The sequence below is a fragment of the Streptomyces sp. NPDC021093 genome, from assembly GCF_044333135.1.
GTDB lineage: Bacteria > Actinomycetota > Actinomycetes > Streptomycetales > Streptomycetaceae > Streptomyces.
This window is the reverse complement of record NZ_JBIRQJ010000005.1, coordinates 199,622-225,150: the sequence shown is the minus strand read 5'-3', so window position 1 is coordinate 225,150 and position 25,529 is coordinate 199,622. Positions and strand designations below refer to the sequence as shown.

Genomic DNA, 25,529 nt, shown 5'->3' with positions numbered 1-25,529 from the left:
TATACGGTTCCTGTCATCGACAGGAACCGCTATCCGAGTTGGGGGCACACCGTGCAGCACCACGAGGCACACGCTCACGCAGACCACCACGCGCACTCCGGACACGGCGAGCAGCACGCGCACGGCGGACACAGCGGGCACGGCGGGCATGGCGAACACGGTGGGCACGGTGGGCACGGCGGCTCCAAGGTCACCTGGGGTGCCGCCGCACAGGCCACCCTCCACTGCCTCACCGGGTGCGCCATCGGCGAGGTCCTCGGCATGGTGATCGGCACCGCACTCGGCTGGGGCAACGCGGCGACGATGATCCTGGCGATCGTGCTGGCGTTCTTCTTCGGTTACGCGCTGACGCTGCGCGGCATCCTCAAGGCGGGCGTGGACTTCCGTACCGCCTTCAAGGTCGCCCTCGCCGCCGACACCCTCTCGATCGCCGTGATGGAGCTGATCGACAACGGGGTGATCGCCTTCTGGCCCGGCGCGATGGACGCCCATCTGTCGGACGGCATCTTCTGGGGCGTGCTCGCGGCCGCCCTCGCGATCGCCTTCGTGGTCACCACACCCGTCAACAAGTGGATGATCGGCCGCGGCAAGGGCCACGCGGTGGTCCACCAGTACCACCACTGAGCACTCCCGGAGCAAGCACGGAAAGCACCCTCATAGAGGCGGCCCCGCAGCTACAGCTCGGGGCCGTCCCCCGGCTCCTCCTGGTACGAGTACCGCTGCTCGCGCCAGGGGTCGCCGATGTTGTGATAGCCGCGCTCCTCCCAGAAGCCGCGGCGGTCCGCCGTCATGTACTCGATGCCGCGGACCCATTTGGGGCCCTTCCAGGCGTACAGGTGCGGCACGACCAGGCGCAGCGGGAAGCCGTGCTCGGCGGTGAGCAGATCATCGCCCTTGTGCGTGGCGAGAATGGTGCGCTCGGAGGTGAAGTCCTCGATCCGGACGTTCGCGCTGTAGCCGTACTCGGCCCAGACCATGACGTGCGTGACGTTCGGGGCCGGCGGGGCGAGTTCCAGGACCGTACGGGCGGCCACACCACCCCATTCGGCCCCCAGCATGCTGAATTTCGTCACGCAGTGCAGATCGGCGACGACCGTCGAGAACGGCAGCGCGGAGAACTCCTCGTGGGTCCAGCAGCGCTTCTCGCCGTCCGCGGTGGCACCGAAGACGCGGAACTCCCAGCGCTCGGGCTTGAATTTGGGGACGGGCCCGTAGTGAGTGACCGGCCAGCCGCGCTGCAGCCGTTGTCCCGGCGGAAGCTCGGAGTGCTCGATTTCGCGGTATTCCCGGCTTTCCGGCTGACCCATGCCTCCATGGTGACAGACAGCGGAGGGTGGTCATGACCGGGTCTGGCCCGATTCGGGCAACTCCTACTAAGCATGCACTTACTGGACGGGTCCGGAGGCGCGGTGCAAGGATGCGCGCAATCTGCCCGGCCACACCCCTGGAAGGAGCCCAGCGATGCAGGGCGACCCCGAGGTCATTGAATTTCTCAACGAGCAGCTGACCGCCGAACTGACGGCGATCAACCAGTACTTCCTCCACGCGAAGATGCAGGAGAACTTCGGCTGGACGAAGCTCGCCGCCTACACGCGGTCGGAGTCGATCGACGAGATGAAGCACGCGGAGCTGCTGACCGACCGCATCCTGTTCCTGGACGGCCTGCCGAACTACCAGCGGCTCTTCCACGTCCGCGTGGGCCAGACCGTCACGGAGATGTTCCAGGCCGACCGGCAGATCGAGGCCGAGGCGATCGACCGTCTCAAGCGCGGCGCCGAGGTCATGCGGGGCAAGGGCGACATCACGTCCTGCAAGATCTTCGAGGACATCCTGGCCGACGAGGAGCACCACATCGACTACCTCGACACCCAGCTGGAGCTGGTGGAGAAGCTCGGTGAGCCGCTCTACATCGCCCAGCTGATCGAGCAGCCGAGCGAGGCCTGAGCAGCAGCGGGGCCCAGCAGCACCGTCGCCCGGGCAATCGTTTCTCCGCCCGGGGCTAGGCAGCCTCTTTGAGGTCCGCCCGATCCGCCGCGGCCGCCAGTTCGTGCTTCTCGATCAGGTCGCGGCGGGGGCACGCGCCCCGGCCCAGCAGGCCCTGGATCGTACGAACGCAGTTCCCGCAGTCCGTGCCGGCCTTGGTGACGGAGGCTATCTGGCGCGGGGTGCACGCTCCGGCGGCGGCGTGGGCCTTGATCTGCTGGTCGGTCACGCCGAAGCAGGAGCAGACGAACACGCGGACACCTCGATCCCTCAGCCAGGTCGATCACCAGTCAGGTAAACCTAACCTTACCCGGCTGACCCTGCTCCCAAAAGCCCTTCTGGGCACATGACTGTGGGGCACGGATCACATGGATCCGTGCCCCACGGTCGTACGTGCGCGGGAGACCTACTGGTCGCGGTACATCTCCGCCACCAGGAACGCCAGGTCGAGCGACTGGCTGCGGTTCAGCCGCGGGTCGCAGGCCGTCTCGTAGCGCTGGTGCAGGTCGTCGACGAAGATCTCGTCGCCGCCGCCCACGCACTCGGTGACGTCGTCACCGGTGAGCTCGACGTGGATGCCGCCCGGGTGGGTGCCGAGGCCCTTGTGGACCTCGAAGAAGCCCTTGACCTCGTCGAGGACGTCGTCGAAGCGGCGGGTCTTGTGGCCGGACGCGGCCTCGAAGGTGTTGCCGTGCATCGGGTCGGTCACCCACGCCACGGTGGCGCCGGACGCGGTGACCTTCTCGACCAGCTCGGGCAGCTTGTCGCGGACCTTGTCGGCGCCCATGCGGACGATGAAGGTCAGCCGGCCGGGCTCGCGGTCCGGGTCCAGCTTGTCGATGTAGCCGAGCGCCTCGTCGACCGTGGTCGTCGGGCCGAGCTTGATGCCGATCGGGTTGCGGATCCGGGACGCGAACTCGATGTGCGCGCCGTCCATCTGCCGGGTGCGCTCACCGATCCAGACCATGTGGCCGGAGGTGTCGTAGAGGTTGCTGGTGCGGGAGTCCACGCGGGTCAGCGCGGCCTCGTAGTCCAGCAGCAGCGCCTCGTGCGAGGCGAAGAACTCGACCGTGCGGAACTCGGCCGGGTCGGTCCCGGCGGCCTTCATGAAGTTCAGCGCGTTGTCGATCTCGCGGGCGAGCTGCTCGTAGCGCTGGCCGGACGGCGAGTTCTTCACGAAGTCCTGGTTCCAGGCGTGCACCTGGCGCAGGTCCGCGTAACCGCCGGTGGTGAAGGCGCGCACGAGGTTGAGGGTGGATGCAGAGGCGTGGTACATCCTCTTGAGGCGCTCGGGGTCCGGGATGCGCGCCTCTTCGGTGAAGGCGAAGCCGTTCACCGAGTCGCCGCGGTACGTCGGCAGGGTCACGCCGTCGCGGGTCTCGGTCCCCTTGGAGCGCGGCTTGCTGTACTGACCCGCGATCCGGCCCACCTTGACGACGGGCACGGACGCGGCGTACGTCAGCACGGCGCCCATCTGGAGGAGCGTCTTGAGTTTGTTGCGGATGTGGTCGGCCGACACGGCGTCGAAGGCTTCGGCGCAGTCACCGCCCTGGAGCAGGAACGCCTCGCCCTTGGCGACGGCTCCCAGTCGGGCGCGCAGCTGGTCGCACTCACCCGCAAAAACGAGCGGCGGATACGATTCGAGGTCCGCGACAACATCGCGCAGCGCCTCAGCATCGGGGTACTCGGGCTGCTGCGCCGCAGGAAGGTCGCGCCAGGTGTTGCCACCGGTGAGGGTGGTCTTCGCGTTCACGGTCACCCGGCCAGCCTACGGGGTGCGACCCGGTGCTCCACGCCGCGCTCACGAAATGAGACGCCGGGTCCACCGCCAATGGCTGGGAACAGTCAGTGCGAGCGGGGCGGCGCCGCCCTCGGCGGGCGCGAGCGGGAGTTGCCGTACGAAAGGCCCGGCGGCCACCCGCAGGAACAGTTCCCACGCACCGCCGCCGACCGCCCCGAGCGGCGCCGACACCGTGAACCGGTCGCCGGGGTGCCGGGTGACCGACAGGTCTTCGAGCACGACCCGCTCCTCTCCCCCGACCAGCAGCAGGTCCAGCTCCGCCAGGCCCGTACAGCCCGGCAGGGTCACGGCGGCGGTGAGGTACGGGGCGCGCAGGAAGCGCCGGGTGACGACGGCCCTGGCGTCCGCGCCCAGCGGGTGGCGGCGGGCGCCGACGTCGAGGTTGAGGTGGTGGTGCGGTACGGAGGCGTAGGCGGCCACCGGGACGACGGGCGCCGAACCGCCGCCGGCGAGGTACGGAACGGGTGCGGGCATCGGATCGGCGGCGCACAGCCACGCGGTACGGGTGAGGCCGCCCGCGATGACCCGGATCCGTACCGTCCAGTTGCCGTCGGCGAGCGGCAGGCGCGGGCCTGCGGCGCGGGCGGGGTCGATCGTGGCCCGGTAGTCGCCGTCGGGGCCGGTCTCGGCGGGCACGGTGATCTCGGTGCCGCCCTCGCCGCCGGTGCGCAGCAGCAGCCGCACCTCTTGAGGTGACGGTGCGGTGTGCGACAGGGAGGCCGTGCCGGTCAGCAGGAGCACCCCGTCGTCCCAGACCGGGGCCGCCGGGCTCTGCCGGAGCACCACGCGGGAGGCGGGCCGGGCTTCCTGGTCCTCCGGGTAGTGGCAGTCGTAGTCGGTCACGGCGGAGGCGGTACGGGGGCCGTCGCCGAGGGAGGAGCGGCGGCGCAGGATGCAGGGGCCGTCCCCTGGGCCGTCCCCTGGATCGCCGTCGCCGCCGCCCGCGCTGCGCCCGTGGACGGTGTCGGCGCCGTCCTCCTCGGCCGTCCTCAAGAGGCGTTCCAGTGCCTCAGGGGCGAGGTGGTGGGCGGGGTCGAGGACGAGGACGTAGTCGCCAATGGATCGGGCGACTCCCTCCTCCGCCCCCACCCCCTCGGTGTACGGGACCACCCGCACCTGCGCCCGGTGCAGGGCGAACGCGTCGAGCCAGCGGGCCGCGCCGCTGTCGCCCCCGGAAACGTCGACGGCAACCATCTCCAGCTGCTCCTGCCCCAGCGTCTGGGTGAGCAGGGAACCGAAGCACCTGTCGAGGTGGTGGTGCGCGGTGCCTCCGCGCACGGGGACGATCACACTGACGCGAGGAGCCACTGAGCACACCTTCCGAAAGAACCGGGCGGCCGCCGCACCGGTTCCGCGGGGCCGCCGCTCGGAAGTTAGGCCATAAACGCTCTTGACAGGAGGGGTTGTGCACAACTTCTTTTCGCCCCGCGGCCGGCTTCGTACGTGGGGTAGGGTGCGGCACATGTTCGCGACGACCCAGATGCAGAACTGGTGGTGGACCGCTCATCCGGCGGCCCACTGATCGCGCGTACATCCACTGACGCACAGGCCGCCCCAGGAGGGCGGCCTTTCGCGTTTCAGGCCGTTCCTCCCTCCCCGGCTCCCACCGCCCCGGAAGGAACCCCCATGCTCCCCACGAACCTCCTGCAGAGGCTGCTCGACGACGCCTGCCCGCCCTTCGCGCTGCTGCGCCGACGCACGCCCGGCCGTGATCACGACACCGTCGAGGTGCTGATCGGCCCGGTGCACGAGGCGGAGCGGCTCGCGGACCTGCCGGTGGGCGACGCCGGGCGGCCGGCGCTCGCGCTCGTACCGTTCCGGCAGATCAGGGAGCGCGGCTTCGACGTGCGCGACGACGGGACGCCGCTGAGCGTGCTGGTCCCGGACGAGGCGTACGAACTGCCTCTTGAGGGCGTGCTGGACGCGCTGCCCGCGCACGACGTGCGGGTGACGGGCGGCGGCTTCGACGTCGGCGACGAGGAGTACGCGGAGATCGTCCAACGGGTCGTCGACGAGGAGATCGGCCGGGGCGAGGGCGCGAACTTCGTCGTCCGGCGGACGTACACGGGGGAGATCCCGGGGTTCGCCGCGGCCGACGCGCTGGCCCTCTTCCGGCGGCTGCTCGACGGGGAGCGGGGCGCCTACTGGACGTATGTGGTGCACACCGGGGACCGGACGCTGGTGGGCGCAAGCCCGGAGGTCCATGTGCGGATGTCCGGCGGGACGGTCGTGATGAACCCGATCAGCGGCACCTACCGCTACCCGGCCGACGGGCCGACCTCCGACGACCTGCTGGACTTCCTCGCCGATCCGAAGGAGACCGAGGAGCTGTCGATGGTCGTCGACGAGGAGCTCAAGATGATGTGCACCGTCGGCGACATGGGCGGAGTGGTCGTCGGCCCCCGCCTCAAAGAGATGGCCCATCTGGCGCACACGGAGTACGAGTTGCGGGGGCGCAGCTCGCTGGACGTGCGGGAGGTGCTGCGCGAGACCATGTTCGCGGCGACGGTGACGGGGTCGCCGGTGCAGAACGCATGCCGGGTGATCGAGCGCCACGAGGCGGGCGGACGGGGCTACTACGCGGGCGCCCTGGCCCTCCTGGGGCACGACGCGTCCGGTGCGCAGACCCTCGACTCGCCGATCCTGATCCGTACCGCCGACATCTCCCCCGACGGCCGGCTGCGGGTGCCGGTCGGCGCGACCCTCGTACGGCGCTCGGACCCGGCCGGCGAGGTGGCCGAGACGCACGCCAAGGCGGCGGGGGTGCTGACGGCGCTGGGGGTGCGCCCGGGACGCCCGCGGGACGAGTCGGCCCGGCCGCTGCTGGCCGACGACGCACGGGTGCGGGCGGCACTGGACGGGCGCCGGGCACAGCTGGCGCCGTTCTGGCTGAAGATGCAGGAGCGGGCCGAGACGCTGTCCGGGCATGCGCTGGTGGTGGATGCCGAGGACACCTTCACCTCGATGCTGGCGCACGTGCTGCGCGCGTCGGGTCTTGAGGTGTCCGTACGGCGCTACGACGAGCCGGGGCTGCGGGAGGCGGCGCTCGCGCACCCGGGCCCCGTGGTGCTGGGCCCGGGGCCCGGCGACCCGGCGGACGCGGCCGATCCGAAGATGCGGTTGCTGCGGGCGCTGACGGCGGACCTGCTGAGCAGGCACGAGCGGGGAGGCGTCACGCACGGGGTGCTCGGGGTGTGCCTGGGGCACGAGCTGATCGCGACGGAGCTGGGCCTGGAGATCGTACGGAAGCGGGTTCCGTACCAGGGGGCGCAGGAGCGGATCACTCTGTTCGGGCGGCCGGAGACGGTGGGGTTCTACAACAGCTTCACGGCGGTGTGCGACGGGGCGGAGGCGACGGAGCTGCGCGCGCACGGCATCGAGGTGGCCGGGGACGCCGGGACGGGCGAGGTGCACGCACTGCGCGGCCCCGGGTTCGCCTCGGTCCAGTTCCACCCGGAGTCGGTGCTGAGCCTGCGGGGCACGGCGGTGGTGACGGAGCTGCTGACGGGGCTACTCAGCCGCTCCGCGGTCTGAGGAGCCGGGCGGGGCCGGGACCAGGAAGTTCTCGCCGGTCCGCCCGGCCAGGTAGTCGGTGACGTTCTGCACGGTCGCGTCGATGATCTGCCCCAGTGCGTCGACCGTGTAGTACGCCTGGTGCGAGGTGACCAGGACGTTCGGGAAGGTGACCAGGCGGGCCAGGGTGTCGTCCTCGACGACCTCCAGGGACTTGTCGAGGAAGAACAGGCCCGCCTCCGCCTCGTACACGTCCAGGCCGACCCCGGCGAAGCGGCCGGCGCGCAGCTCGTCGACGAGGGCGTCGGTGTCGACGAGTCCGCCCCGGCTGGAGTTCACCAGGATCGCGTCGTCCTTCATGGAGCGCAGCGCCGCCGCATCTATGAGGTGACGGGTGCTCGGCAGCAGGGGCACGTGCAGGCTGACGAGGTCGGCGGAGGCGAGGAGCTCGTCCTTGTCGACGTACTCCATGCCGAGGTCCACGCACTCCGGATTGGGGGCGACGTCCCAGCCGAGGAGGTGCATGCCGTAGCCGTGGGCGATCCGGGTGAACGCCTCGCCGATCTTGCCGGTGCCGAGCACCCCGACCGTACGGCCGCGCATGTCGCGCCCGAGCAGTCCGTCGAGCCGGAAGTCGAAGTCGCGGGTGCGGCCGGCCGCACGGACGATCCGGCGGTTGACGGCCATGGCGAGGGTCCACGCGAACTCGGCGACGGAGTAGGGCGAGTAGTACGAGACGCGGGCGACGGCGAGGCCGAGCTCGCGGGCCACGTCGAGGTCGATGTTGTTGAAGCCGGTGGAGCGCTGGGCGATCATGCGGGTCCCGCCGGCCGCGAGCACGCGCAGGACGCGGGCGTTCAGGTCGGCGTTGACGCTGGTGCTGATCACCTCGTGGCCCGCGGCGATGGGGGCGGTGTCCTCGGTGAGGAAGACCTTCAGGCAGTGCGGGTCGCCCAGACCGGCGTCCGTGCAGGCCTTCTCGATCAGCGGCTGCTCGTCGGCCTGCACGCCGAATGCCAGTATTTTCACGGGTTTACCCCAGATCGAGAGGCTCGGGACGGATTCAGCTAATATCGCCGATCTGGAGGGCCCGAGCCACTCGTCGGGGAGATTCCGGGAGGAGCCGCCGTGGGTCCGTTCAGCCGAAGAAGACCTCCGCCTCCGCGTACAGCTCCGGCGGCGCCGTCTTCAGCTTCGCCGTCGCCTCCCCTATCGGCACCCGCACGATGTCCGTGCCCTGGAGCGCCACCATCGTCCCGAAGTCCCCGTCGTGGACCGCGTCGATCGCGTGCAGTCCGAAGCGGGTGGCGAGCCAGCGGTCGAAGGCGCTGGGCGTACCGCCGCGCTGGACGTGCCCGAGGACGGTCGTACGGGCCTCCTTGCCGGTCCGCTTCTCGATCTCCTTGGCCAGCCACTCCCCCACGCCCGACAGCCGTACGTGTCCGAAGGAGTCCAGCGTGCCGTCCTTCAGCACCATGTCGCCGTCCTTGGGCATCGCGCCCTCCGCCACGACGACTATCGGGGCGTACGAGGACCGGAAGCGCGAGGTGATCCAGCCGCAGACCTGCTCGATGTCGAAGCGCCGCTCGGGCACCAGGATGACGTTGGCGCCGCCCGCGAGCCCGGAGTGCAGGGCGATCCAGCCGGAGTGGCGGCCCATCACTTCGACGACGAGGACCCGCATGTGGGACTCGGCTGTGGTGTGCAGCCGGTCGATGGCCTCGGTGGCGATGGAGACGGCCGTGTCGAAGCCGAAGGTGTAGTCGGTGGCGGAGAGGTCGTTGTCGATGGTCTTGGGGACGCCGACGCAGTCGATGCCGTACTCGCCGGACAGCCGGGCCGCGACGCCGAGGGTGTCCTCGCCGCCGATCACGATCAGCGCCTCCACGCCGTGCCTGGCCATCGTCGCCTCTATGAGGCGGACGCCGTCCTCGCCGTCGGTGAGGGGGTTGGTGCGTGAGGAGCCGAGGACGGTGCCGCCGCGGGGCAGGATGCCGCGGACCGCCTCGACGTCCAGGCGTACCGTGCGGTGGTCGTCCAGGACGCCGCGCCAGCCGTCCCGGAAGCCCACGAACTCGTATCCGTAGCTCTGTACGCCCTTGCGGACGACGGCGCGGATGACCGCGTTGAGCCCCGGGCAGTCACCGCCCCCGGTGAGAACTCCGACCTTCGTGGCAGTGTGTGTTTTCAACTGCTGGTCCCTTCGCTGCGCCGAGCACTGGGACCCACCAAGCTAGAGCGCCCGCTCAGCCGCCGTCGAGACCGCGCTCAGGCATCGTCGAGACCGCGCTCGATCGCGTACCGCACCAATTCCACGCGGTTGTGCAGCTGGAGCTTGCCGAGGGTGTTCTGCACGTGGTTCTGGACGGTGCGGTGGGAGATGACCAGACGCTCCGCGATCTGCTTGTACGAGAGTCCCTTGGCGACCAGCCGCAGCACCTCCGTCTCGCGGTCGGTGAGCTGCGGGGCCTTCGGCTCGTCGGCCGCCGCGGGGGCCGGGTCCGAGGCGAGCCGCCGGTACTCGCCGAGCACCAGTCCGGCGAGGCCCGGGGTGAAGACCGGGTCGCCGACGGCGGTGCGGCGGACCGCGTCGCAGAGCTCGTCGGTGGACGCCGACTTGAGCAGGTAGCCGGTCGCCCCGGACTTCACCGCTTCCAGTACGTCGGCGTGCTCGCCACTCGCGGACAGCACCAGGACCCGCAGCTTGGGGTCGGCACCGACCAGCTCCTTGCAGACCTGCACGCCCGGCGTGCCCGGCAGGTTGAGGTCCAGCACCAGCACGTCGGGCACGACGGCCTGGGCCCGCCGCACCGCCTGCGGGCCGTCCCCCGCGGTGGCGACCACGTCGAAGCCGGCGGCGGCCAGGTCGCGGGCGACCGCGTCCCGCCACATCGGGTGGTCGTCGACGACCATCACCTTGATCGACTGTGCGTCCCGGTCCGCTTGCGTCTGCTGCGTCTGCTGCTGTTCGGTCACTTCGCTCATCGTTTCGTCTTCCCCCGTGGTTCCCGCACCGTTCGCGGAACCTTCAGTTCAACTTCCGTGCCCTGCCCCGGAATCGAGAGCAGTTCGGCGCTGCCGCCGAGTTCCCGCAGCCGCCCGCGGATCGACAGGGCGACACCGAGGCGCCCCTCGCCCTCGGCCTGCGCGAGTCTCCCTTCCGGGATGCCGGGTCCGTCGTCCCGTACCGTCACGATCACTTCGGCCGGCTCGTCCTCGATCAGGATCCAGGCCTGGGCGCCCGGTCCCGCATGCCTGCGGACATTGTCCAGGGCGGCACTGACAGCGGCCGCCAGCTCCATCGCCGCCGCGGGTTCGAGGAGCACCGGAGCACCCGGTTCCGCGAAGCAGACCTTCGCCCCTGCGTGCGGGGCGAGCAGCGAGCGCAGGTCGACCGGGCCGCTCGGGCCGTCGGGCTCGTCGACCTCGACCCTGCGGACCACCGCTCCCTGCGAGGCGTCCTCGGAGGCCCGCGTGGTGGGGACCAGGCCGCTGGAGACCAGGGTGCGCAGGGCGACCTCCTGCTCCCCCGCCATCCGGCCCAGTTCGGCCGCCTCGCCGCCCAGCGCGCTGGCCCGCCGCTGCACCATGGCGAGCACCTGGAGGACGCTGTCGTGGATGTCCCGGGCGAGGCGTTCGCGCTCGCGGGTGGCCGCCTCGATCTCCAGGGCGCGGGCGAGCGTGCGCTCGGAGGCGCGGGCGACCTCGACGACGTACCCGATGGCGATGGAGGCGACCCACACCAGCAGCACGTTGTGCAGGGTGTCCCGACTGGGCGTGCCGCGCTCGATCAGATTCGCGGCGGCGACGAGCGTGGAGGCGAAGGCCGCCCACCGCCAGCCGCCCTTGATGGCGTACGCGAGGACGGATCCGGCGGCCCATATGGTCGGCAGGGTCGGCCCGTCGATCTGCTGCGCCTGGAAGTTCGCCAGCGGCGTGAGGAGGATGCCGACGATGACGACGGTGAGGTCGGCGACGAGGAAGGGCTTGGTGCAGCTGGCCGCGTTCGCCACCCTGGGGAGCGTGGCGAGGGTCCACACCGCCATCACCGCCAGATAGGCGATCGCCACCCAGGGACGCTCGAACTCGTCCCTGGTGAACACGTACAACAGCACCGCGTAGACCATCGTGAGCACGCGATAGCCGGTGAGCGCGCGCCACAGCGGCTGCTCGACCGACATCCGTACGACCCGCTCGCGCTGAGCCTTGGCCATTTCCCCCACCCCTGGACGGACGCCCCTGCGGGCCGGACGGCCCCTGCGACGGACGACGCAGCTAGTCCCCGGAACGTTCCGCCCGTGCCGTCTTTTCCGCCTGTGCGGCCTTCGCCGCCTTCTCCAGCTCTGCCTGGGCGGCCTTCTCGGCCTTCTCCAGTTCCGCCTTCTCCGCCTTGGCCGCCTTCTCCGCGTCCGCGATCTGCCGCTTCGCGGCGGTGGCGTAGATGTCGACGTACTCCTGGCCGGAGAGCTTCATGATCTCGTACATGACCTCGTCGGTCACCGAGCGCAGGATGAAGCGGTCGCCCTCCATGCCGTGGTAGCGGCTGAAGTCGAGCGGCTTGCCGATCCTGATGCCGGGACGCATCAACTTGGGGACGACCTTGCCCGGCGGCTGGATCTTCTCCGTGTCGATCATCGCGACGGGGATCACCGGGGCGCCGGTCGCGAGCGCCACGCGCGCGAGGCCGCCGGGCTTGCCGCGGTACAGGCGTCCGTCCGGGGAGCGGGTGCCCTCCGGGTAGATGCCGAACAGGCCGCCGCCCTCGACGACCTCGATGCCCGCCTTGATCGCCGCCTCGCCCGCACCCCGTGCGCCGGAGCGGTCCACCGGGAGCTGGCCGACGCCCTTGAAGAAGGCGGCGGTGAGCCTGCCCTTCACACCGGGCGAGGTGAAGTACTCCGCCTTGGCGATGAAGGTGACCTTCCGGTCCAGCACGGCCGGCAGGAAGAAGGAGTCCGAGAACGACAGATGGTTGCTCGCGAGGATCGCCGGCCCGTCCGCGGGAATGTTTTCGAGGCCCTCCACCCAGGGCCTGAAGGCGAGCTTCAGGGACCCTCCGATGGAGAACTTCATTGCGCCGTAGATCAACGTGTGCCTTCCCTTGTCTGTCGAAAAGACCATAACCCGTGTGCGGCCTGCGCTCTCTCCCACGCGCGTGCCCGCGCCCCGCGGTACCGCGGGGCGGGTGCGTTCTCGTGCCCGGCGGTCCTTCGGACGGGTAGGGCCCCTGGGCCGGAGGGCCGACGGACCTGGTCGGTGTCGGTCCGGTCGCGTACGGTGAAGTCATCTTCAGGACCCCTCGGCGCAGCCCGTTCTCCGCTTCGCCCGTGCGGTTTTGAACCGTCCGTACCCTCTGTACCGTCCGAACCCTCTGTAGCGTCCGTACCGCCCCGTCCGTCCTCATGAACAGGAGACCCCGGTGCCGGTCCTCCCTGGAGCCGAGCCGTTCCGCCACGAGGGCGGAGAGGTAGGCGTCCTTCTCTGCCACGGCTTCACCGGTTCCCCGCAGTCGTTGCGTCCCTGGGCCGACCATCTGGCCGAGCGGGGGCTGACGGTGTCCCTGCCGCTCCTCCCCGGCCACGGCACGCGCTGGGAGGACATGCAGCTCACCGGCTGGCAGGACTGGTACGCGGAGGTGGACCGCGAGCTGCGCGCCCTCTCCGAGCGCTGCTCGCAGGTCTTCGTCTTCGGCCTGTCCATGGGCGGCGCGCTCGCGCTGCGGCTGGCCGCCAAGCACGGCGACGCGGTCGCCGGGATCGTCGTCGTCAACCCGGGGAACAAGGTGCACGGCCTCGCGGCCCACGCCCTGCCGGTCGCCCGTCATTTCGTACGCACCACCAAGGGCGTGGCCGACGACATCGCCCTGGAGGGCGCCCACGAAGTGGGCTACACCCGGGTCCCGCTGCACGCGGCGCACTCGCTGCGGAAGTTCTTCCGCCTGGTCGACGGCGAGCTGCCGCAGGTCACCCAGCCGCTCCTGCTGCTGCACAGCCCGCAGGACCACGTGGTGCCGCCCGCCGACTCGGCCCGTGTCCTCAGCCGGGTCTCGTCGGCCGACGTCACCGAGATCCTGCTGGAACAGAGCTACCACGTGGCGACGTTGGACCATGACGCGAAGCGGATCTTCGACGAGAGTCACGCGTTCATCGGCCGCCTCGCTCCGAGCGTCGGGAAGAAGGGGAGCACTGCCGGTGGCTGAGCACAACGCGGAGCGCGCGGACCGCGAGGAGGAGCGGGAGCCGGAGGCCGTCAGCGACGGCCGGAAGGACGACGCCGCCACTCCTCTGGACGAGACCGCTGTCTGGGAGGCGATCGTGGCGGGGTACGGGGACGAGCCGCCGGACCCGCCGGGGGCGAAGCCCTTCAAGTCGGTGGACGACCTGGCGCGGCTGGAGGACGGGGTCAACGGCGACGGGCCGGGCAGGTCGGGCTCCGGGCCCGGGTCCGTGGAGGACCGGCCGCTGGGCAGCTCGGTCGTCTTCGCCCCGGGCGTCGGTGCGGGCGGCCCCCGGGACTTCGCCCCGGCCGAGGCGAAGGACGACGACCTCGACGACGGCGACGAGGGGCACTTCGTGCCGCCGGACCCGGAGCTTCCGGAGGCCGACGTCACGTCCAAGTTCGCCTGGCTGGCGGTGGTCGGCGGTCCGCTGCTGATGCTGCTGGCGGTCGTACTGGGCTGGGACATGACCTGGTGGATCCAGGTCCTGGGCATCGGCGGCTTCCTGGGCGGCTTCGGCACGCTGGTGGCGCGGATGAGCCACTCGGACGAGGAGGACGAGGACCCGGGCCGCGGGGCGGTGGTCTGAGGCGGGCTGCTCGGCGCAGGGCGGTGGGTGGTCTTCGTGCGGGTGCGTCGTGGCTGGCCGCCGGGCCGGTGGTCTTCGTGCGGGTGCGTCGTGGCTGGTCGCGCAGTTCCCCGCGCCCCTAAATGCCTGCCCCCTCAGCCGCCGGCCGGCACCCGTACCGCCGCCAGCACCGGCAAGTGGTCCGTGGCCGCGCGCACGTCCGCCGGCGGCAGTTCCGGCACTCCGCACCCCAGTACCTTCACGCCCTCCGTCGCGAAGATCGCGTCGATCCGCTGGTGCGGGTTCTCCGGCACGGAGGTGTACTCGCCGCCCCACGGCGCCACCGCCCAGCAGTCCTGCAAGGAGCTCGCCAGCAGCTGGAACGACTTCCCGTCCGGCCGGTCGTTCAGATCGCCCCCGGCGATCGCATGGGTGACCCCCATCGCGGCCAGCTGATCGAGCAGCAGCCCCGCCTGCGCGTACCGCTCCTCCCCCTGGAGGCTCAGGTGGCAGCTCAGCACCCCGAGCCGCGCGCCCCCGATCCGTACCACCGCCGTCGCGAATCCCCGCTGGTGCAGTCCGGGGGTGCGCGGCAGCAGCACGTCCTCGGTCCGTTCCACCGTCGCCCGCAGCGAGCACAGCAGCAGCGGGCCCGCCGCCGTCGCCCCGCCGCCCAGCACCACCAGATCGCTGTGCGCGGCGAGCCACGCGGCCTTCTTGCGCCAGCGGAAGAAGCGCGGCGCCTCCTGGATCAGTACGAGATCGGGCTCGCAGGCCCGGACCACACGGGCCAGCGCGTTCCGGTCGTCGCGCATCGAGCGGATGTTGTAGCTGAGGACGCGGACGACGGCCGAGCCGTCGGGTTCCGTGACGGACGGGGGCAGGAGATCGGTCGCCATGCGGGCCAACATAGACCGGTGCCCGCCGAGTCCTGAAGAGGACGCGACGGGCACGGATGAAGCCCCGGACGGGTGTTCAGCCCTGGCGTGCCAGGTCCGCCGCGCCCACCAGCCCGGCCTTGCCGCCGAGCTGCGCCGCGAGCACCTGGGCGTGCGGCCGCCACTGGCCGCCGATCAGCCAGCGCCGGAACGACTTGCGGATCGGGTCCAGGACCAGTTCGCCCTCGTCGGAGACGCCGCCGCCGACGATGAACGCGGACGGGTCGAAGAGCGAGGCCAGGTCGGCCAGGCCCGATCCCGCCCAGCGGGCCAGCTCGCGGAAGGAGTCGACCGCGACCGGGTCGCCCTGCCGGGCGGCGGCGCTGACGTGCTTGCCCTCGATGCCCTCGACGGTGCCGTCACCGAGGCCGAGCAGGATCGCGGCGTTCTCCGGGGTGGCGTTGGCGCGCTGCCTGGCGTAGCGGACGAGCGCGCGGCCCGACGCGTACTGCTCCCAGCAGCCCTGGCTGCCGCAGCCGCACAGCAGCCCGTCCGGGACGACCCGGATGTGGCCGAACTCGGCGGCCACGCCGAAGCGTCCGCGGCGCAGCTTGTTACCGATGATGATGCCGCCGCCGAGGCCGGTGCCGAGGGTGATGCAGATGACGTCCTCGTGGCCCTTGCCGGCCCCGAACTTGTACTCGCCCCAGGCGGCCGCGTTGGCGTCGTTCTCGACGACGACCGGCAGGCCGACGCGCTGCTCGACCTTGTCCTTGAGCGGCTCGTGACGCCAGTTGATGTTCGGGGCGAAGAGCACGGTGGCGCGCTTGTCGTCCACGTAGCCGGCGGCACCGATGCCGACGGCCTCGATCGTGTGGCCCGTACTGACCTCGGAGACCGCCGCGGAGATCGCGTCGACCATTTCCTCGGGGGTCTGCGGTGTCTTCACCTTGTACGTTTCGAGGATCTGTCCCTCTTCGTCGACCACTCCGGCCGCGATCTTCGTGCCGCCGATGTCGACGCCGATGGTGAGTCCCATGTGTCCCTCAGTTTTAGGTCGAACCCCGCTCGGAGCCAGCGACAGGCTCCCCGGGCCACCGTACCCGAGGAGGGGTCTCAGTCGAGGTCGATGTGTTCACCTTTTGAACGGTCCTCGGGGTCATCCGGTCCACCTTCGGATGACTTGGGCGACTTGTCCATGCGGTCCGACCGGCTGTCCGTACGTCCTGCGGAATCGGTGGACTCCTTCGTCCAGCGCTGCTCGTGTCCGGCGACTGCCGACCGGTAGGCGGCGAGCAGCTCGTTCCCCGCTGCCGCGAGGTGGTCGAAGACCTGCGGGTTGCGCTCCACGACCGGCTCGACGACTGCCTTCGCCTGCTGAACGAACTGCTGGGCGACCCCCTGTGCGGCCATGCCGAACAGGGGCGACTGGAGCGAGGAGACCTTGCCGGCGACCGCGTCCATCAGCCGCCGCAGCTCCTCGGCGGCCGATCCGGACTGCGGTCCGTACTGTGCGCGGCGGCGGGCCTTCTCGGCGGCCAGGTCCTCCTCGCACGCCGTCGCCCATGCGTCCGCGTCGTACGCCTGGGACGCACGGGGCTCGTCGGGGCGGTCGGTGGCTTCGCTCATGGCGCACTCCTGCGACGCGGGGTGAAGTAACGGATCCGTACGCCTTCGACGTTACCCGAACAGCGGTACGCCGTTCAGGGCCTCGTCACCCCTCCGCCACCGGGCGGCACGGCCTCGATCAGCCGCGCACGGCCGGGACTCACCGGCCCTGCGGCCACAGCCCCGGGTCGGGGGTGAAGCGCACCCGCAGCACACCGTCGCCGAGTGCGGCGCCCGACACCGTGCACCTGCGCAGCGCGGACGGCAGCGGCAGTATCCGCCTGAACTGCCCGGCGGTCAGGACGAGTTCGTCGCCGCGCCGGACGAGGCCGAGCTCGCTCTTGGCCGCACCGGGCAGCGGCAGGTGCCACACCAGCACGCCGTCCTCGGCGATCCGGTCCTCGACGGTGCGCTCCGGGACACCGCCCGCGAGAGCGCGCCCCGTTTCGTACGAGAGCAGCGCCAGGTCCTGCACGCCGTGCGGGGCGCGTCCCAGGTGGGGCAGTTCGCGTACCGCCTGCGGGCCCTCGTGCACCTCTTTGAGGTGCTCCTGCTGCTGTGCGGAGAGCGCGGCGAGCCAGGGGTCGGGGGAGGCGGTGGGCAGCATCCGGTTGGCGACGACCGCGTCCAGGGCGAGGCCGTGCAGCGCGAGCCCGAGGCGGGCGGTGCGCAGGGCTTCCGCGGCGGCAGGACCGGGCTCGACGACCAGGCGCACCGACAGGGCGGGGTTCTCCACCACGGCCTGGGTGGCGGCCAGTTCGGCCTCCCACCGTGCGCTCGTCTCGTACAGCCACTGGGCGGGCATCGGCACCCCGGCGAGCTGCGCCAGCATCGGCCGCAGCGAACGGGCGGCCTGCCGCTCCGGCGGCAGCAGCCTGCGCAGATAGCGGCGCAGCTGCCCGGGCAGCGCGAGGGCGGCGAGGGTGGCGTGCGTCGGCGGCATGTCGACCACGACCAGGTCGTACGGGGCTCCGGACGCGGCGGGCCGAGCGCCGCACACCGTCCGCAGGGTCCTGAGCAGTGCGAGCGGCTCGGCTCCGGGGAGTTCGGTGAGCTCGTCGGCGTCCAGGGCGGTGGCGCCGAGGAGGTCGAGGGCGGCGCCCGCGCGCTCCTGGAGGGCGGCCAGTTCCGTTCGGAAGTCGTCGGCGGCGTCGATGCGCGCGACGAACAGGTTCGGGGCCTCCCCCGGAGGGACGGCCTCAAGAGGAGAGGCCTCCGGAGAGGAGGTCTCCGGAGGGGCCGCCTCAAGAGGCGACGGCGGGCCGGCGGATATCGCGCCGACGGACGTCCCCAGGGCCGCCCCCAGGGTGTCCTCCCGGTCCGTGCCGAGGAGCAGCACGCGCGCACCCTCGCGGGCGGCGGCGAGGGCGGTCGCGGCCGCCACTGTGGTGCGGCCCGCACCGCCGGGACCGGTGACCAGGACCGTACGCACCACGCTCATGCCAGAACCCCCCGAACTCCAGAACTCCCGTACCCCTCAGGTCAGTTCTTGGGGCCGGACTCGACGCGCTTCTTCAGACCGGCCAGGGCGCGGTCGATGATGACCTTCTCGGCCTTGCGCTTGATCATGCCGAGCATCGGGATCTTGACGTCGACGGTGAGCTGGTACGTCACCTCGGTCGCGCCGCCCGCGGTGGCCGCGAGGCGGTACGAGCCGTCGAGGGCGCGCAGCATCTGGGACTTGACGAGGGTCCAGCTGACCTCGTTGTCGCCGGTCCAGGTGTAGGCGAGGGTGTGGTCGTCCTTGATCGCACCGGCGTCGAGCACCAGGCGGACCTTCTCGGCGCGGCCCTTGTCGTCCTTGGCCTGCACCTCGGCCTCCTTCACCTCGCCCGTCCAGTCGGGGTAGCGGTCGAAGTCCGCGATGACGGCCATGACATCGGCCGGTGCCGCCTCGATGGTGATGCTAGAGCTCGTGTGTTCCGCCATCGCGATGGCTCCTCAGGGTCCGGACCGGGGTGGGCTGGCTGGTGCGTGCCGCGTGAAGGCTCGTGCCGCGTGAAGGCTATCGTGACCGGCCCCGTCCGCCTCCCCAGGGCTCCGGCGGCACCGCCCTCCACGGCCCCGGGGCCGGGCCTTCACCACTCCAGGGCCCAGGGCCGGCCGGTGGAGGCGAAGTGCCCGACGTTCACGCACTCGGTCGACCCGATCCGCATCCGGCGGGCGAGCGGCTGGTGGACGTGCCCGAACAGGGAGTACCTGGGCCTGGTCCTGCGGATCGCCTCCAGGAGGGCGCCGCTGCCGCGCTCGAAGCGGCGTGCCACCGTGTCGTACACCAGCTCCGGCACCTCGGGCGGGATGTGCGAGCAGAGCACGTCGACCTCGCCGAGCGCCTCGACCTTGGCCGCGTACTCCTCGTCGCCGATCTCGAAGGGCGTGTTCATCGGGGTGCGCAGCCCGCCGCCGACGAAGCCGAAGACCAGTCCGCCGATCTCGACGCGCTCCCCGTCGAGCACGCGGGTGCCGGGACTGACGGTGCCGGGGCCCGCGAAGTCGGGCCAGAGCGTCGGCATGTCGACATTCCCGTACGTGGCGTACGTCGGCTCGGGGAAGGCGGCGAACATCTCCGCGTACTGCTTGCGCACCGCGGCGTCCGTGGCGGCCTGCCGGTCGAGGCCCGCCCACAGCCGGCGGCTCAGCGTGCGGGCCTCGTCGAAGCGGCGGGCGGTGCGCAGCTCCACGATGAGGTCGGCGTTCTCGGTGCCGAAGAGGTCGGGGAAGATGCCGCGCGAGTGATCGGCGTAGTCGAGGAACAGGACGAGGTCGCCGAGACAGATCAGCGCGTCGGCCCCGTCGCCCGCGCGGGCCAGGTCAGCCGCGTTCCCGTGCACGTCGCTCACCACATGAACTCGCATGGCGATCAGCCTAGAACCCCGGCCGATCGCCCGGTAGAAGGCGGTCGGGGCCACCGGCGGACCGGCCGGACCTGCGGTTACTTCCGAGTCGCCCCCGGCGTGGATTACTGTGCGGTAGGCGACGCCCGAACAGTGTGACGCAGCGTACATCTGGCCGGGACCCCCTATCGGGAACCGAGTACTCGTGGGTAACGTCCGGGCAGTCCAGTCGTGCTCATCCCCCACTGAGCACCTGCCCGACCTTGGACCGCAGCCGGCTCCACGCTGATGTGGCGACCGGTGCCTGATGAGGAGCAGCAGTCTTGCGCGAGTTCAGCCTTCCGGCTTTGTACGAGGTCCCCTCGGACGGCAATCTGACGGATCTCATCCGCCGCAACGCCGCTCAGCACCCGCAGACCGCGGTCATGGGCCGCAAGGTCGCCGGTACATGGACCGATGTCACCGCCACCCAGTTCCTGTCCGAGGTGCGTGCCGCTGCCAAAGGCCTGATCGCCGCCGGTGTCGAGCCGGGCGACCGGGTCGCCCTGATGTCCCGCACCCGGTACGAGTGGGTGCAGCTGGACTTCGCGATCTGGAGCGCGGGCGCGGTGACCGTACCCGTGTACGAGACCAGCTCCGCCGAGCAGGTGCAGTGGATCCTCGGTGACTCCGGCGCCGTCGCCGTCCTCGTCGAGGGCGAGGCGCACGCCGCCGCCGTGGAGTCCGTACGGGAGCGGCTGCCCGCCCTCAAGCAGGTGTGGCAGATCGAGTCCGGTGCGATCGAGCAGCTGAACGGGCTCGGCGCGGACGTCTCCGACGAGACGGTCGACGAGCGCAGCGCGGTCGCGGGCGCCGACGACCCGGCCACCATCGTCTACACCTCGGGCACCACGGGACGCCCCAAGGGCTGTGTACTCACGCACCGCAGCTTCTTCGCGGAGTGCGGCAATGTGGTGGAGCGCCTGAAGCCGCTGTTCCGCACCGGCGAGTGCTCGGTGCTGCTGTTCCTGCCCGCCGCGCACGTCTTCGGGCGGCTCGTCGAGGTGGCGTCCGTGATGGCGCCGATCAAGCTGGGCTGCGTACCGGACATCAAGAACCTCACCGACGAGCTGGCCTCCTTCAGGCCGACGCTGATCCTCGGTGTGCCGCGCGTCTTCGAGAAGGTCTACAACTCGGCGCGCGCCAAGGCGCAGGCCGACGGCAAGGGCAAGATCTTCGACAAGGCCGCCGACACGGCGATCGCCTACAGCCGCGCGAGCGCCACCCCCGAGGGCCCGACGCTCGGCCTCAAGCTCAAGCACAAGGTCTTCGACAAGCTGGTCTACAGCAAGCTGCGCGCGGTGCTCGGCGGGCGCTGCGAGTTCGCGATCTCCGGCGGCGCCCCGCTGGGCGAGCGCCTGGGCCACTTCTTCAGCGGCATCGGGTTCACGGTGCTTGAGGGTTACGGGCTCACCGAGTCCTGTGCGGCGACCGCGTTCAACCCGTACGACCGGCCGAAGGTCGGCACGGTCGGACAGCCGCTGCCCGGCTCGGTCGTGCGGATCGCCGACGACGGCGAGGTCCTGCTGCACGGCGAGCACATCTTCAAGGGGTACTGGAACAACCCCGCGGCCACCGCCGAGGCGCTGACCGACGGCTGGTTCCACACCGGTGACATCGGCACCCTCGACGAGGACGGCTACCTCGCGATCACCGGCCGCAAGAAAGAGATCATCGTGACGGCGGGCGGCAAGAACGTCGCCCCGGCCGTCATCGAGGACCGCATCCGGGCGCACGCGCTGGTCGCGGAGTGCATGGTGGTCGGCGACGGGCGGCCGTTCGTCGGCGCGCTGGTCACCATCGACGAGGAGTTCCTGGGCCGGTGGGCCGTGGAGCACGGCAAGCCCGCGGACTCGACGGCGGTCACGCTGCGGGACGACGCCGACCTGCTCGCCACGGTGCAGAGCGCGGTCGACGACGGGAACGCGGCGGTCTCCAAGGCGGAGTCGGTGCGCAAGTTCCGCATCCTGCCGACCCAGTTCACCGAGGAGGCGGGCCACATCACGCCTTCGCTGAAGTTGAAGCGGAATGTGGTGGCGAAGGACTTTGCGGACGAGATCGAAGCGATCTACCGGGCGTGAGCGCGGGGCGCTGAGCGCTGGCGCTGGGCGGGGGGCGTGGTGCACCTGCGGGTGCGTTGTGGCTGGTCGCGCCCACGCGGCGGAGCCGCAAATCAGCACAGCCCCGCGCCCCTAATGGGGCGCCCCTGAAGGGGGCGCCCCGCTCGTGTACTACAGCAGTGTCTTGAGCTTCTCCGCCAGCAGGTCCCAGCGCCATTTCTCCTCGACCCAGGCCCGGCCCCGTTCGCCCATCCGGCGGCGCAGGTCCGGGTCCTGGAGCAGGGTCACGATGCGGTCCGCGGACTCGGCCGGGTCGCCGCCGCGCACCACCCATCCCGTCTCCCCGTCCAGTACGGCGTCCGGCGCGCCCCCCGAGTCGCCCGCGACGACCGGCAGCCCGGTCGCGGACGCCTCCAGGTAGACGATGCCGAGGCCCTCGACGTCGAGACCGCCCCGCCGGGTCCGGCACGGCATCGCGAAGACGTCACCGGCCCCGTAGTGCGCGGGCAGCTCCGCCCAGGGCACCGCCCCCGTGAAGCGCACCGAGTCGGCGACCCCGGTGTCCTGCGCCAGCTTGTGCAGGTCCTTCTCGTACGGTCCGCCGCCGACGACCAGCAGCACCGCGTCGGGCACCGCACGCAGGATCCGCGGCATCGCCTCGATGAGGGTGTCCTGCCCCTTGCGCGGCACCAGCCGGGACACACAGACCACCACGGGCCGGTCGGTGAGCCCGAGCCTCGCGCGGACCTCGGCGCCCCCCGAGCCGGGGTGGAACGTCTTCTCGTCGACGCCGGGCGGCAGCTGGACCATCCGTCCGGCGGCCTCGGGGGTGAGTGCGGCGGCGATCCGCGACCGTGTGTACTCGCCCAGATAGGTGATCGTGTCCGTGCCTTCGCCGATCCGCCCCAACAGCTGCCGGGAGAGCGGGAGTTGGGCCCAGCCCGCCTCGTGCCCGTGCGTGGTGGCGACCAGTCGGCGGGCTCCCGCACGGCGCAGTGCGGGCGCCATCAGCCCGAGCGGCGCCGCCGCCCCGAACCACACCGAGGTGCAGCCGTGCTCCTGGAGCAGCTGCGTGGCGCGCCGGGTGACCCGGGGCGTCGGCAGCAGCATCGTCGTACGGTCCCGCACCACCGGGAACGGCTGCTCCGCGTCGAAGGCGGCCGTCGCCTCCGCGCCCTCGCGCCCGCGCTTCCAGGTGGACGCGTAGACGACCAGCTGCCCGGGGTCCAGCCGCAGCGCCATGTTGTGCAGGAACGCCTGGATGCCGCCGGGGCGCGGCGGAAAGTCGTTGGTCACGATCAAGGTCTTGTCCATCGCCGCCGACAGTACCGGGCGGCCCCGCGTCATCGCCCAGGCACGTCCGCGCCCTGCATCATGTCCCTACCGAATTCGCCCCGGACAAGGATGGTCATGACAACGAGCGGCACCGGACGCCCCGGCCTCCCGGCCCTGCCCGTCGTACGATCCGTACCCTTCGTACGCACCGTACCCGCCGCGCCCGTGACGCTCTGGGTCGTCACCAGGACCCTGCTGCTGCTCTGCGTGTTCAAGGTGCTGGTCTTCCCTGGCCCCGACGTCACGAGCGACATCTCGGTCATCTACCAGGGCTGGTACGAGGTGCTGCGCAGCGGCACCTTCCCGCTCGACGACATCACCTGGCAGTACCCGCCGGCCGCCGCCCTCGCGGTCCTCTCCCCCGGGCTGCTGCCGTTCCTGGACTACGCCCACGCCTTCTTCGTCCTCGCGTTCCTCGCCGACGCCGTGGTGACCGGGCTGCTGCTGTACGCGGGCCGCCGCCCCGGCAAGCGGATGGCGGGCGCCTGGGTGTGGATCGCCGGTCTTGCGCTGCTCGGCCCCACCTCGTACGCGCGCTACGACGTGATGGTCACCGGCATCGCGGTCGCGGCGCTGCTCGCGGGCGCCCGCAGGCCGCGCGCCATGGGGGCCCTGGCGGCCCTGGGGGCCCTGTTGAAGGTCTGGCCCGCCATGCTGCTCGCGGGGACGGCACGCGGGCGCACGACGCGGACGTCGTGGACGGCGTTCCTGCTGACGGCGGGCGCGCTGGTGCTGCTGTTCTCGGTGTCGATGCCGGGTGCGCTCGCGTTCCTGACGTTCCAGCGGGACCGGGGCACCGAGGTGGAGTCGCTGGGTGCGCTGGTCTTCCACGTGGCCCGGCACTTCGGCTGGGAGGGCGAAGTGCTGCTGAACTACGGCTCGGTGGAGTTCCTCGGCCCGTACGTGTCCCTGGTGAGCACCCTCGCGATGGTGCTCACCGTGCTGGCCTTCGGGTGGCTGCTGGTGTGGCGGCTGCGGGCCCGGCTGTTCACCGCTTCGACGGCCTGCGACGCCGCCTTCGTGGCGGTGCTGCTGTTCACCACGACGAGCCGGGTGATCAGCCCGCAGTACCTGCTGTGGCTGGTGGGGCTCGCGGCCGCCTGTCTGGTGTTCCGGGGCAGCCGGATGGACCGCCCCGCGCACCTGGTGCTGGCGGCGACCTTCGTCACCTGCCTCGAATTCCCCATCTGGTTCTCGCACGTGGTCTCCAGCGACGCCCTGGGCCTGTCCCTGATGTTCGTGCGCAACGGCCTGCTGGTGGCGGCGACGGTGCTGGCCTGCCGCACCCTGTGGCGGCACACGGTCACCGAACCTGCGGGCGCCTCGCACCCGTTGCCCACCCAGCGCCACGTACCGGCGGGGAAGGCAGGGCAGGCCGGACAGGCCGGGAAGTCCGGACAGGCGGCGGCCGCGGCGGAACGTCAGCCGAGCTGGGCCCGCAAGTAGGCGCGCCACTGGGCGGTGAACTCATCGAGCCCGGTGCCGAGTTCGCCGTGCAGCGCGTTCTCCACCGCCCCGTCGCGCTGCGGGTGCCCGCCGACGGAGCGGTAGAACGCGAGGAGCGCCCGCTCGCCGGACCGCTCGGCGATCATCCGGCAGGCCAGCCAGCCGCCCTCGTACGCCCCGGCCAGCCGCTCCGCGTCCCCGGTGAAGCCGAAGTCCCCGTCGTCCGGCAGGACGGCGGGCGGCCCGTCCCGCACGACGGTCCGCCGGAGTTCGGGGGCGACCTGCACCGGGGCCCGGTCGCTCTCCCGGTAGGCCACCCAGTCGGCGAAGCCCTCGGACAGCCACATGGGGGTCGACGCGGTGGTGACCGTCCGGGTGGCCACGTGGGTCGTCTCGTGGGTGAGGACGACCTCCTGTCCGGCCGCCCCCAGCACGCCGTACGCCTCCGGGTTGACGATCACCCGGTCCGCCGATGTCCGCCGCCCGCCGCCGCTCGCCCCGGTGGTGACGGCGGCGATGCCCCGGTACCCGGCGGCCGGTGCCCCGAGCAGTGCCCCCATCCCGTCCAGCGTCGACGGTACGAGGAGCACCTCTTTGAGGTCGCGCGCTCCGGGCCAGGCACGTGCGACGGCGGCCGTCGCACGGTCGGCGGTGTCCGCGATCGAGCGCAGCCGGTCCCGGTCCTGCCCGGCGCCCAGGACGACCGCCCGCTTCCCGCGCACGGCGGTCACAGGGCCCTGCTGCCAGATCTCCTGCGCACCGGCCTGCCGGGGCCGGTCCCCCGCCACGTACCACTGCCCCGCGCGGCGTACCAGGTCGACGAGGCGGGCGGTGACGGCGGGCACCGTGTCGTACCCCGCGATCCGGTACCGCAGGTCCACCCGTGCGGTGGCGAGTCCTTCGCCGGTCCTGTCGAGCCCGGTCAGCTCGTACTCCCAGGTCGCGGGCCCCACCCCCGCCAGGTGGTCGAACTCCTGCCGCTGCCGCTCGCGCAGCCCTGCCGCGCCGGGTTCGAGGACGCCGAGGAAGGCGGCCCTGTCGCGGCCGGCGAGGGCGGCGGCCCGCCGCTCAAGCAGCCGCCGTACGTCCCGGGAGGCGGTGTCGGCCGGTGCGGGCGGGGCTGCGCAGGACCCCGCGAGGAGCCCCCCGGCGCCGAGCCCCAGGGCGAGCACCGCCCGCCGCCCGTACCGTCTGCCGCCCGTGTGACCTGCCATGGGGCGATCGTACGGCGGACGGATCGGACGGAT

At 71.6% G+C, this 25,529-nt stretch carries 25 protein-coding genes; 8 read left to right on the top strand and 17 right to left on the bottom strand.

Annotated features, from left to right (window positions below):
• Nucleotides 1–51: 51 nt before the first annotated feature.
• Nucleotides 52–624, top strand: a complete 573-nt coding sequence (locus tag ACH4SP_RS17085; protein WP_398415529.1) for a DUF4396 domain-containing protein — start codon at nucleotides 52–54, stop codon at nucleotides 622–624.
• Nucleotides 625–674: 50 nt separating this feature from the next.
• On the opposite strand, the gene ACH4SP_RS17080 is transcribed toward ACH4SP_RS17085, so the two are convergent.
• Nucleotides 675–1,307: a sulfite oxidase-like oxidoreductase gene (locus ACH4SP_RS17080; RefSeq protein WP_398415527.1), complete on the bottom strand. Its 633-nt coding sequence runs from the start codon at nucleotides 1,305–1,307 to the stop codon at nucleotides 675–677.
• A 154-nt stretch (nucleotides 1,308–1,461) separates the two neighbouring features.
• On the opposite strand from ACH4SP_RS17080, the gene bfr reads away from it, so the two are divergent.
• Entirely contained in the window at nucleotides 1,462–1,944 is a 483-nt protein-coding gene (gene bfr, locus ACH4SP_RS17075; protein WP_398415525.1) for a bacterioferritin, read from the top strand.
• 55 nt (nucleotides 1,945–1,999) lie between these two features.
• Here bfr and ACH4SP_RS17070 read toward each other — a convergent pair whose 3' ends face one another.
• The 3 genes from ACH4SP_RS17070 to ACH4SP_RS17060 form a co-directional block, all read right to left on the bottom strand.
• Nucleotides 2,000–2,236, bottom strand: coding sequence for a bacterioferritin-associated ferredoxin (locus tag ACH4SP_RS17070; protein WP_398415523.1), 237 nt, complete (start codon nucleotides 2,234–2,236; stop codon nucleotides 2,000–2,002).
• 153 nt (nucleotides 2,237–2,389) lie between these two features.
• Nucleotides 2,390–3,742: a class II 3-deoxy-7-phosphoheptulonate synthase gene (locus ACH4SP_RS17065; RefSeq protein ID WP_398415521.1), complete on the bottom strand. Its 1,353-nt coding sequence runs from the start codon at nucleotides 3,740–3,742 to the stop codon at nucleotides 2,390–2,392.
• Nucleotides 3,743–3,784: 42 nt separating this feature from the next.
• Nucleotides 3,785–5,092, bottom strand: a complete 1,308-nt coding sequence (locus ACH4SP_RS17060) for a glycosyltransferase family 2 protein (RefSeq protein WP_398415519.1) — start codon at nucleotides 5,090–5,092, stop codon at nucleotides 3,785–3,787.
• Nucleotides 5,093–5,246: 154 nt separating this feature from the next.
• Here ACH4SP_RS17060 and ACH4SP_RS17055 point away from each other — a divergent pair, with 154 nt between their 5' ends.
• Nucleotides 5,247–5,306: a trp operon leader peptide gene (locus ACH4SP_RS17055; protein ID WP_398416294.1), complete on the top strand. Its 60-nt coding sequence runs from the start codon at nucleotides 5,247–5,249 to the stop codon at nucleotides 5,304–5,306.
• Nucleotides 5,307–5,410: 104 nt separating this feature from the next.
• Nucleotides 5,411–7,318, top strand: a complete 1,908-nt coding sequence (locus ACH4SP_RS17050; protein ID WP_398415517.1) for an anthranilate synthase family protein — start codon at nucleotides 5,411–5,413, stop codon at nucleotides 7,316–7,318.
• Here the strand turns inward: ACH4SP_RS17050 and ACH4SP_RS17045 are convergent.
• The 5 genes from ACH4SP_RS17045 to ACH4SP_RS17025 all read right to left on the bottom strand — a co-directional run bounded on the left by ACH4SP_RS17045 (nucleotide 7,295) and on the right by ACH4SP_RS17025 (nucleotide 12,370).
• Nucleotides 7,295–8,326, bottom strand: a complete 1,032-nt coding sequence (locus tag ACH4SP_RS17045; protein WP_398415515.1) for a 2-hydroxyacid dehydrogenase — start codon at nucleotides 8,324–8,326, stop codon at nucleotides 7,295–7,297. The two genes, ACH4SP_RS17050 and ACH4SP_RS17045, sit on opposite strands and share 24 nt — an antisense overlap.
• Before the next feature lie 109 nt (nucleotides 8,327–8,435).
• Nucleotides 8,436–9,488: a 6-phosphofructokinase gene (locus tag ACH4SP_RS17040; RefSeq protein ID WP_398415513.1), complete on the bottom strand. Its 1,053-nt coding sequence runs from the start codon at nucleotides 9,486–9,488 to the stop codon at nucleotides 8,436–8,438.
• 77 nt (nucleotides 9,489–9,565) lie between these two features.
• A complete protein-coding gene (locus ACH4SP_RS17035) occupies nucleotides 9,566–10,282 on the bottom strand; it encodes a response regulator (protein WP_398415512.1) in 717 nt (238 codons plus the stop codon).
• Nucleotides 10,279–11,511 carry a MacS family sensor histidine kinase gene (macS, locus tag ACH4SP_RS17030; protein WP_398415509.1) on the bottom strand — a complete coding sequence of 411 codons (1,233 nt, stop codon included), beginning with the start codon at nucleotides 11,509–11,511 and terminating at the stop codon, nucleotides 10,279–10,281. The genes ACH4SP_RS17035 and macS overlap by 4 nt, the downstream gene beginning before the upstream one ends.
• A 61-nt stretch (nucleotides 11,512–11,572) precedes the next feature.
• Nucleotides 11,573–12,370, bottom strand: a complete 798-nt coding sequence (locus tag ACH4SP_RS17025) for a lysophospholipid acyltransferase family protein (protein ID WP_398416292.1) — start codon at nucleotides 12,368–12,370, stop codon at nucleotides 11,573–11,575.
• Between the two features lie 346 nt (nucleotides 12,371–12,716).
• Between ACH4SP_RS17025 and ACH4SP_RS17020 the strand changes: the two genes are divergently transcribed.
• Both ACH4SP_RS17020 and ACH4SP_RS17015 read left to right on the top strand, forming a co-directional pair.
• Nucleotides 12,717–13,496, top strand: a complete 780-nt coding sequence (locus ACH4SP_RS17020) for an alpha/beta hydrolase (protein WP_398415507.1) — start codon at nucleotides 12,717–12,719, stop codon at nucleotides 13,494–13,496.
• On the top strand, nucleotides 13,489–14,103 hold the full coding sequence (locus ACH4SP_RS17015) for a hypothetical protein (protein WP_398415505.1): 615 nt from the start codon (nucleotides 13,489–13,491) through the stop codon (nucleotides 14,101–14,103). Before ACH4SP_RS17020 ends, ACH4SP_RS17015 begins: the two co-directional genes overlap by 8 nt.
• 134 nt (nucleotides 14,104–14,237) lie before the next feature.
• Here the strand turns inward: ACH4SP_RS17015 and ACH4SP_RS17010 are convergent, their stop codons facing one another.
• From ACH4SP_RS17010 to ACH4SP_RS16985, 6 genes are all read right to left on the bottom strand, one after another.
• Nucleotides 14,238–14,981: an endonuclease/exonuclease/phosphatase family protein gene (locus tag ACH4SP_RS17010; protein WP_398415503.1), complete on the bottom strand. Its 744-nt coding sequence runs from the start codon at nucleotides 14,979–14,981 to the stop codon at nucleotides 14,238–14,240.
• Nucleotides 14,982–15,057: 76 nt separating this feature from the next.
• Nucleotides 15,058–15,999, bottom strand: coding sequence for an ROK family glucokinase (locus tag ACH4SP_RS17005; protein ID WP_398415501.1), 942 nt, complete (start codon nucleotides 15,997–15,999; stop codon nucleotides 15,058–15,060).
• Nucleotides 16,000–16,076: 77 nt separating this feature from the next.
• On the bottom strand, nucleotides 16,077–16,589 hold the full coding sequence (locus ACH4SP_RS17000; protein ID WP_398415499.1) for a DUF5304 domain-containing protein: 513 nt from the start codon (nucleotides 16,587–16,589) through the stop codon (nucleotides 16,077–16,079).
• A 139-nt stretch (nucleotides 16,590–16,728) separates the two neighbouring features.
• Nucleotides 16,729–18,000 carry an ArsA family ATPase gene (locus tag ACH4SP_RS16995; RefSeq protein ID WP_398416290.1) on the bottom strand — a complete coding sequence of 424 codons (1,272 nt, stop codon included), beginning with the start codon at nucleotides 17,998–18,000 and terminating at the stop codon, nucleotides 16,729–16,731.
• Between the two features lie 50 nt (nucleotides 18,001–18,050).
• Nucleotides 18,051–18,497 carry an SRPBCC family protein gene (locus tag ACH4SP_RS16990; protein WP_398415497.1) on the bottom strand — a complete coding sequence of 149 codons (447 nt, stop codon included), beginning with the start codon at nucleotides 18,495–18,497 and terminating at the stop codon, nucleotides 18,051–18,053.
• A gap of 149 nt (nucleotides 18,498–18,646) precedes the next feature.
• Nucleotides 18,647–19,423 (bottom strand): metallophosphoesterase, encoded by a 777-nt coding sequence (locus ACH4SP_RS16985; protein WP_398415495.1) that lies wholly within the window; start codon nucleotides 19,421–19,423, stop codon nucleotides 18,647–18,649.
• Between the two features lie 302 nt (nucleotides 19,424–19,725).
• Here ACH4SP_RS16985 and ACH4SP_RS16980 point away from each other — a divergent pair, with 302 nt between their 5' ends.
• Nucleotides 19,726–21,522, top strand: a complete 1,797-nt coding sequence (locus tag ACH4SP_RS16980; RefSeq protein ID WP_398415493.1) for an AMP-dependent synthetase/ligase — start codon at nucleotides 19,726–19,728, stop codon at nucleotides 21,520–21,522.
• Between the two features lie 150 nt (nucleotides 21,523–21,672).
• On the opposite strand, the gene ACH4SP_RS16975 is transcribed toward ACH4SP_RS16980, so the two are convergent.
• The gene (locus ACH4SP_RS16975; RefSeq protein WP_398415491.1) at nucleotides 21,673–22,815 is read right to left on the bottom strand and encodes a glycosyltransferase family 4 protein; all 1,143 of its coding nucleotides are present in this window, start codon (nucleotides 22,813–22,815) and stop codon (nucleotides 21,673–21,675) included.
• A 96-nt stretch (nucleotides 22,816–22,911) separates the two neighbouring features.
• Here ACH4SP_RS16975 and ACH4SP_RS16970 point away from each other — a divergent pair, with 96 nt between their 5' ends.
• The gene (locus tag ACH4SP_RS16970) at nucleotides 22,912–24,282 is read left to right on the top strand and encodes a glycosyltransferase 87 family protein (protein ID WP_398415489.1); all 1,371 of its coding nucleotides are present in this window, start codon (nucleotides 22,912–22,914) and stop codon (nucleotides 24,280–24,282) included.
• On the opposite strand, the gene ACH4SP_RS16965 is transcribed toward ACH4SP_RS16970, so the two are convergent.
• Nucleotides 24,258–25,496, bottom strand: a complete 1,239-nt coding sequence (locus ACH4SP_RS16965) for a hypothetical protein (protein WP_398415487.1) — start codon at nucleotides 25,494–25,496, stop codon at nucleotides 24,258–24,260. The two genes, ACH4SP_RS16970 and ACH4SP_RS16965, sit on opposite strands and share 25 nt — an antisense overlap.
• Nucleotides 25,497–25,529: the final 33 nt, after the last annotated feature.